General features: G+C 60.8%; 5 protein-coding genes and 2 pseudogenes. 4 read left to right on the top strand and 3 right to left on the bottom strand.

Features of this window, described 5'->3' with window-relative positions:
* A pseudogene (locus Q0349_RS08600) lies at positions 1–1,968 on the bottom strand (hypothetical protein); the annotation flags it as partial.
* A gap of 465 nt (positions 1,969–2,433) precedes the next feature.
* Between Q0349_RS08600 and Q0349_RS08595 the strand changes: the two are divergent.
* Positions 2,434–3,198, top strand: coding sequence for a phosphatase PAP2 family protein (locus Q0349_RS08595; protein ID WP_298080452.1), 765 nt, complete (start codon positions 2,434–2,436; stop codon positions 3,196–3,198).
* Here the strand turns inward: Q0349_RS08595 and Q0349_RS08590 are convergent.
* The gene (locus tag Q0349_RS08590) at positions 3,152–4,015 is read right to left on the bottom strand and encodes a DMT family transporter (RefSeq protein ID WP_366916299.1); all 864 of its coding nucleotides are present in this window, start codon (positions 4,013–4,015) and stop codon (positions 3,152–3,154) included. The genes Q0349_RS08595 and Q0349_RS08590 overlap by 47 nt on opposite strands.
* 108 nt (positions 4,016–4,123) lie before the next feature.
* Here Q0349_RS08590 and Q0349_RS08585 point away from each other — a divergent pair.
* A pseudogene (locus tag Q0349_RS08585) lies at positions 4,124–4,351 on the top strand (IS110 family transposase); the annotation flags it as partial.
* Between the two features lie 102 nt (positions 4,352–4,453).
* On the opposite strand, the gene Q0349_RS08580 reads toward Q0349_RS08585, so the two are convergent.
* Positions 4,454–5,440, bottom strand: a complete 987-nt coding sequence (locus tag Q0349_RS08580; protein WP_298080450.1) for an ABC transporter substrate-binding protein — start codon at positions 5,438–5,440, stop codon at positions 4,454–4,456.
* 166 nt (positions 5,441–5,606) lie between these two features.
* Here Q0349_RS08580 and cutA point away from each other — a divergent pair, with 166 nt between their 5' ends.
* Complete coding sequence (gene cutA / locus Q0349_RS08575) at positions 5,607–5,939, top strand: divalent-cation tolerance protein CutA (protein WP_298080449.1); 333 nt, start codon at positions 5,607–5,609, stop codon at positions 5,937–5,939.
* A gap of 77 nt (positions 5,940–6,016) precedes the next feature.
* Positions 6,017–6,631: a hypothetical protein gene (locus Q0349_RS08570; RefSeq protein ID WP_298080448.1), complete on the top strand. Its 615-nt coding sequence runs from the start codon at positions 6,017–6,019 to the stop codon at positions 6,629–6,631.
* Positions 6,632–6,689: the final 58 nt, after the last annotated feature.

The raw sequence follows: 6,689 nt of genomic DNA, 5'->3' as shown, positions 1-6,689 counted from the left end.
TTTGACTTCCTCCGGCGGCAGCGTCACTTTGCCCGTCGCCGTGTCAACGTCCACGTCTTTCGGCAGGGTGCCTTTCGCCGTCCATTTGCCGCTTGTGTCTTTTTCTACCGTGATGGTGTGGGGTTGTCCTTGTTCGTCGGTGTAGTTGACGGTCAGGGTTTTTGCCTTGTTGTTCGGGGTGATAACGACTCCGCCCTGGTGCGCGGTATCGGCAACCACGGTCGGCGGATCAATGGCCGGCGGGGTGGTGCCGGTTTCGTTGTCGGCGACAACACTGGCGTCAGCGCTGGTATTGGTGCCATCGCCATTGTTTGCCTTGACGGTGCTGCCGTCTTTCACCGCTTTTGGTTCCAGCGTCACTTTGCCGCTGGTCGCATCTACGGTCACGCCGGTCGGCAGCGTGCCTTTCGCTGTCCATTTGCCGCTCGCGTCCTTGTTCACCGTCACGGTGTGCGGTTGTCCCTGTTCGTCGGTGTAGTCAACGGTCAGGGTGTTCGCCTTGCTGTTCGGGCTGATGGTCACGCCACCTTTGTGCGTGGGGTCTTTGGCGACTACCGGCGGCTCAATGGTTTGCGGGTTCGGATTGGGATTTGGCGGCGTCGGCGTGCCGTTGTCATTGTCAGCGATGACGCTCGCATCGGTACTGGTGTTGGTGCCGTCGCTGTTTTTCGCGGTTACGGTTGAGCCGTCCTTGACGTTTTCCGGTGCAATGGTCACTTTGCCTGTTGCCGGGTCAATGGTGATGCCGGTTGGCGTGGTACCGTCAAATTTCCAGGTACTGCCGTCTTTTTTGGCGGTCAGGGTGTGGGGTTGTCCCTGTTCATCGGTGTATTTGACTTCAAGGGTGGTTGCCTTGCTGTCCGGGGTAATGGTAACGCCGCCCTGATGCGCCGGGTCTTTGGCGACGGTCGGCGGGTTGATTGCAGGATTCGGTGAAGGATTTGGATTCGGCGAGGGGTTCGGGCTGGGTGAAGGATTCGGACTCGGCGAAGGATTCGGATTGGGATTCGGCGGATTGGGAGTGTTGCCCGCATCGTTATCGGCGATTACGGTAGCGTTCATGCTGGTATGGCTGCCGTCGCTGTTGGTTGCGGTGACGTTTGAGCCATCCTTGACGCTGTCCGGGGCAAGGGTGACTTTGCCGGTGTTCGGGTCAACGGTCACGCCGTCCGGCAGTCCGCCTTGTGCCGTCCACTTGCCATCCGTGCCCTTGCTGACGTGCAGGGTGCGTTCATGACCGGCTTCGTCGGTGTATTTGACGTCCAGGCTGGTCGCCTTGCTGTTCGGGGTGATGGTGACGCCGCCCTTGTTTGCCGTGTCTCTCGCCACGGTCGGCGGAGCGATGGTTTTCGGATCCGGGGTTGGATTCGGGTTCGGGTTCGGATTCGGCTGGTGGTTATCGTCGTCGTGGTGTTTTTTGTGTCTGTGGTGGTTGCGTGCCGCGAGACCGATTGCGGTCAGCCCGCCCAAAGCGGCGATGCCACCGAGGATTGCCCACGGACTCCAGCCGCCTGCCGCACCGCTATCGGCCGGGATGACCCCGGCAAAGCTGGAATCACCGCCCAGTGCCTGTCCGGCGGCAACGTGGTCGGCGAGCATATGCACCGCATCGCCCTGTTGAGCGGTTTCCGGGACGTAGGGGTAGAACGAGCCGTTCTCGTGCTGCCCGACCAGCAGGTTCTTGCTGCCGTCCGGGTTGAGGCCATAGTAGTTGTCGATAATCAGGCTCGGTGATTCGATGCTCTCGCCTTCAAAGGCGACGTAGAGATCGTTGCCGACGCGCTCGGTCATGATGTTTTCCGGACCGTACTGTGTGCTCAAATCCGTGAGCTGGTAATAAACGTTGTCAACGGCGCGAACGTGTACCGGGCTGCCATTCCCTGTATTGATACTGACCTGATCGACAATATCTGCACTATTGCTGCGGCCCTTGACCCTGGCAAGCGTCAAAGCGATTTGTTTAGCCATATATACCTCTAATATAACTAAGTGAAAGCCAAACGGGTAAACACCCGATGCGGCGATTGAAACGGATTGAGAGCCATCCTGGGCGGAGAAATCCTGCGGCTGCTCTCCCTGCGTGCCTGGTGGCACACCGCGGCTATACGGTTAAAATTCATAACCCTATAGCACGACGTAAGGCAATCTTACCCCAAGAAAATCTATATTTCCACTTTATTACAAATCATAAAACTTGTCGTAACTTTACAACGCATTTTCCTTTTGAATAGCCAAAAGATACAGGCGGGAAAACTGCTATCATAACTGTGTCCAATCATACCGTACAGAAGCAACCCCATGATTTTCCGCAGCTATTGAACATTACGGATTTCCTTCATCCTCCCGGCGACAATCACCGCGGCGTCATGCGCACGGGATAAAGAAAACATCCTCAACCAATACCCGCGCATCACCCCCCTACCGTTACCAACCATGACCAAACGCCTCCTCACCATCACCGCCCTGCTCCTCCTCGTCCCCGTCGCCTTTTGGCTTACCGGCTGGCACTGGCAGGGCAGCGAAGTCCCGCTTGCCCGCCCGCTCTGGCTCATCACCCAAACCGCGGGCAGTCCCGTCGCCTTCGCCAGCATCATCGCCCTCACCGCGTTGCTCTGCTACAGCCACCGCCGTGGCGAAACCCGCGCGCTGCTGCTCGTCGTCCTCATCTCGCTCGGCGCGACCCAAATCAGCAAAAGCCTGCTCAAACCGCTCATTGGCGAAGCGCGCCCCTACGTCGCCGTCCTCAGCAAACACGACCCCGCCCGCATCCGCGCCTTCTACAGCGTGCCGCGCAGCGCCCGCGCCGACGCCGTCCGCAACTACTACGCACGGGCAGAGCACCAAACCCCGCCCTACCTCATCGCCCACCGCGCCAAAGACACCGGCTACAGCTTCCCCTCCGGCCACACCACCTTCGCTGCCAGTTGGGCGCTACTCTTCGCCGGCATCATCGGCTACGCCAACCGCCGTCGCCTCATCATCAGCGGCGCCGTCACCGCTTGGGCCATGCTGGTGATGGCGAGTCGCGTCTGGCTGGGGATGCACTACCCGGTGGACCTTGCCGGCGGTGTCATCCTCGCCTGCGCCATCCACCTGCCGCTGCTGCGCGCCTGGGAGCAGCGCCACACCTCGCCGCGCCTGCGCCGCCTGTTCACGCGGCTACAAACCTGGCATACGCTAAACAGCCAACCGCGATAAGCGCCAGCACCACCCCGGCGACATTCACCGGACGCAGGCGCTCGCGGAACAGCCCGGCACCGACCAGCGCACCCAGCACAATCACGCCAACATTCATCCCGGCGAAGACCACGCTGGGATTCTCCCTGAGCGCCGCGTGCGCCTGCAAATAACAAAAAATATTGCCGAAATTCAGCACGCCGAGCAGCGCCCCGCCCGCCACTGGCGCGCGCGACCAGCGTGTCTGCTGCGCCCACAAAAAAGCGAACGACAACAGCGCCGCCAGCACAAACACCAACAACAACAGCGCCGGAAACGCGCCCGCCGTCGCCAGCGACAACCGCTTCAACAACACATCAATCACACCATAACCGAGCCAGACCCCGGCCAGCCACAGCGCCGCGTGCCGCCCGCCGCCTTCGCCCGCCGCACCATCGCGCTGCAACAAACAGGCAAGTGCGGCGAACACCAGCACAATCCCCGCCACCGACCACGGCGACAACCGCTCGCCGAACCACAAAAACGCTGCCAACAGCGGAATCACCAGCGCCACCCGCTGCGCCGCATCGGCGCGGACAATCCCCGCCGCCTGCACCGCCCGCCCCATCACCACAAACACCAGCGGCAACAACAGCCCCAGCAGGGCGAACAGCCACCACGACGCCCAAAAACCGTCCGCGTTTGCCCACGAAGGCCGCGCCACCAGCCAGGTCAAGGCCGCCGCCACCGGATAATTGACCGCCACCATCTGCGCCAGCGCCCACTGCCGCCGCCGCGCCAGTTTCAATAACACTGACACCGCCACGCTGAAACAGACACTTAATAAAAGAAAAAACATAATGACCTCCAAAAGAACGTGCGCATTACCAGTATATATAGCGATACTCACAAAGTTCCGTACAAGACGCGCCGTACAACCGCGTACTGTCTAAAGACCGTCTGCATAGGCGGGCGCAAGATGGTGCGCAACGCACTGTACATGGCGACGCTGACGGCGACGCGCTTTGATCCGAAAATCAAGGTGTTTTACGAGCGGCTGATAAATCGTGGCAAACCGTTCAAAGTGGCGATAAATGCGTGTATGCACAAACTGCTGCGGATTTTGAACGCGCGGATGCGGGACTATCTCGCAACCCTTGAACAAACGAAGGAATCCACGCCGCAAACCGCATAATTACCGGGTTTGGTTTCCCCAACCGACGGGTTGGGGAACACAGTTGGCTACGCTTCTATTGTCGTTTTATATGCAGTCGCTGACGCGGATGGTTTGCAGCCCCTAACCGCGATAGAAAAGCCCCGCATCCGGCACTTTGCCGCCGGTGATTTTCGCATTGAGCGCGTGCATTTCCGTGTAGAAATTCAAGATTTCCGCCTCGATGCTGGCGGCGGGAATGGCGGAAAAGCGCGAATGCGGAATGCCGGCGGCGAGCGCTTCTGGCGGGAAGGGCAGATATTCCGCCGCAAGTTTCGCCGTCTCGTCAGAATGCGCCTTGCTCCATTCGACCGCCGCCTGCAAATCGTCATTGAGCACGGCAATGAAATCCTGGTGCTGCGCGATAAAGTCGTCGGTAAAGAGCAGGCCTGCGAGCGGCACCCGTGGCGCGCTGTTGAATGCTTCGCCCCAAAGCTGCTGCACATCGAGCGCGCGTGCGATTTCCCTGTCTTTTTCTTTTGCCTTGATTTGCGCGAGGCTCATCAGCGGTTCGGGCAGGTTGGCGCAATCCACTTTGCCGCTCAGGAACAGCACCAGCGCTTCCGGCGGTGTTGCGGTGTAGCTCACCTTCGCCGCCGCAAAATCCAGCCCCGCTTTTTTGTAGAGGATTTGCAGGAGCAGGTCGGGCATATCGTTTTTGAAGGGGATGACGAGGCTGCGTTGCGCCAGGTCGGCGAGGCTGGCGATGAGCGGCTTGCCGTCTTCGACGGGCGCGGCGATGTAGTTCAGTCCTTCACTCATGATGTTGAACAATTTGACCTTGCGCCCCTGGTTGTAGAGGTTGGCGGCGACGTAGCTCGGCACGATGGAGGCGGCGATTTCACCGTTCACCAGGCCGGCGCGCAACTGGTCGGGACTGCGCCAGATTTGTACTTCAAACGGGCTGATGTCCTTCGCCTTGCCTTCGCGCGCGGCGATGGCAAGCAACACGCTCGGCGTCACCGGCGGCCCCCACAGGGTCAGTTTGCCCGCATTCTGCGCACGGGCGGGGAACGACAATGCGGCGAGCGCGGCGGAGGTGGTGGCGATAAATTGTCGGCGTTTCAACATGATGGTTCTCCGGTTGCAAATGAGAATGGCATTATAGCCCGCGCGTCGTCGCCGTCGTAGGGTATAGCAATCCCACCAAGCCCTGTACAGCGTTGCGCCGCCTCGCCGTACAGGGCTTGGTGAGTATCGCTATATAATCCGGGTGATAGCTGAAGCGGAGATTGTTATGAACGATGAGCTGTGCGTGGTGCTCTCCACCGCGCCCGATCGCGCCAGTGCCGAACGCATTGGCAAAGCATTGCTGGCCGAACGACTTGCCGCCTGCATCCAGTACGAGGCGATTCGCAGTCAATACTGGTGGCAGGGCGCGCTGTGCATGGACGACGAGGTGCGCCTTGCCATCAAGACGCGGCGGGCGCTGTACGACGCGGTCGAGGCGGCGATAATCCGCCTGCATCCGTATGACTGTCCGCAGGTGTTGTGCCTGCCGGTTGTGGCAGTGAACGCGGGTTACGCGCAATGGTTGGCGGCGACGTTACGATGCGACAACCCTCAATGACGCCGCCCGGCGCGCGCCCTATACTTGCGCGCCGCGGCGCAACTGCCCGCATTCCAACACGAAACCGGAGACATCCCATGCAAGAAACTTTCCCCACCTTTTTTGCCCAGGCACCGACCGTGCGCGTGCGCGACCCGCTCGCCCGCTTCCTCGGCGCCGCGGCGGGTGGCATCCTTGAATACCACTACGCCGATGCGGTGCGCCTCGCCGGGCATTCCTGCCCGACGGTTGCGGGCGCCTACCTCCTCGTCCGTCGCGGTCTGCGCGCGCTCTACGGCGACGACCTGCCCGAACGCGGCGGCATCACCGTGCAAATGCGCGATTCCCGCGACAATGGCACCACCGGTGTCATCGCCACCATCGCTACCCTGCTCACCGGCGCCGCTGCCGAAACCGGCTTTGGCGGCATCGGCGCGCCGGGGCGGTTCCGCCGCCGCGACCTGCTCTCCTACGACGCACCGCTGACCGGGCTGATGGCGCTCACCCGCCTCGATAACAGCGCGCGGGTCGAACTGGAGCTCAACGCCAGCATCGTCCCCTTTGCCGCCGATATGCAGACGCTGATGCCGAAAGCGGTCAGCGGCGAGGCGAATGCTGCCGAACTCGCCCGCTTTGGCGAGCTGTGGCAAAGCCGCGTCCGCGCCATGCTGATTGAACACGCCGACGACCCGCAAATGTTGCAGGTGTTGTGAGAACCTGTTTAAAATCTTGGAGAACCGCATTTTTCCGTATGCTTGTGTAGGAAACTGA

Source organism: uncultured Cardiobacterium sp. (assembly GCF_938028185.1).
Taxonomy (GTDB): domain Bacteria; phylum Pseudomonadota; class Gammaproteobacteria; order Cardiobacteriales; family Cardiobacteriaceae; genus Cardiobacterium.
This window is presented reverse-complemented; position numbering and strand designations above follow the sequence as displayed.

Bases quoted from the DNA above. Each gene is read 5' to 3' on its own strand.
- Q0349_RS08595 (WP_298080452.1), top strand. From the start codon at position 2,434: ATGACCAAACGCCTCCTCACCATCACCGCCCTGCTCCTCCTCGTCCCC.
- Q0349_RS08590 (WP_366916299.1), bottom strand. From the start codon at position 4,015: ATGTTTTTTCTTTTATTAAGTGTCTGTTTCAGCGTGGCGGTGTCAGTG.
- Q0349_RS08570 (WP_298080448.1), top strand. From the start codon at position 6,017: ATGCAAGAAACTTTCCCCACCTTTTTTGCCCAGGCACCGACCGTGCGC.
- cutA (WP_298080449.1), top strand. From the start codon at position 5,607: ATGAACGATGAGCTGTGCGTGGTGCTCTCCACCGCGCCCGATCGCGCC.
- Q0349_RS08580 (WP_298080450.1), bottom strand. From the start codon at position 5,440: ATGTTGAAACGCCGACAATTTATCGCCACCACCTCCGCCGCGCTCGCC.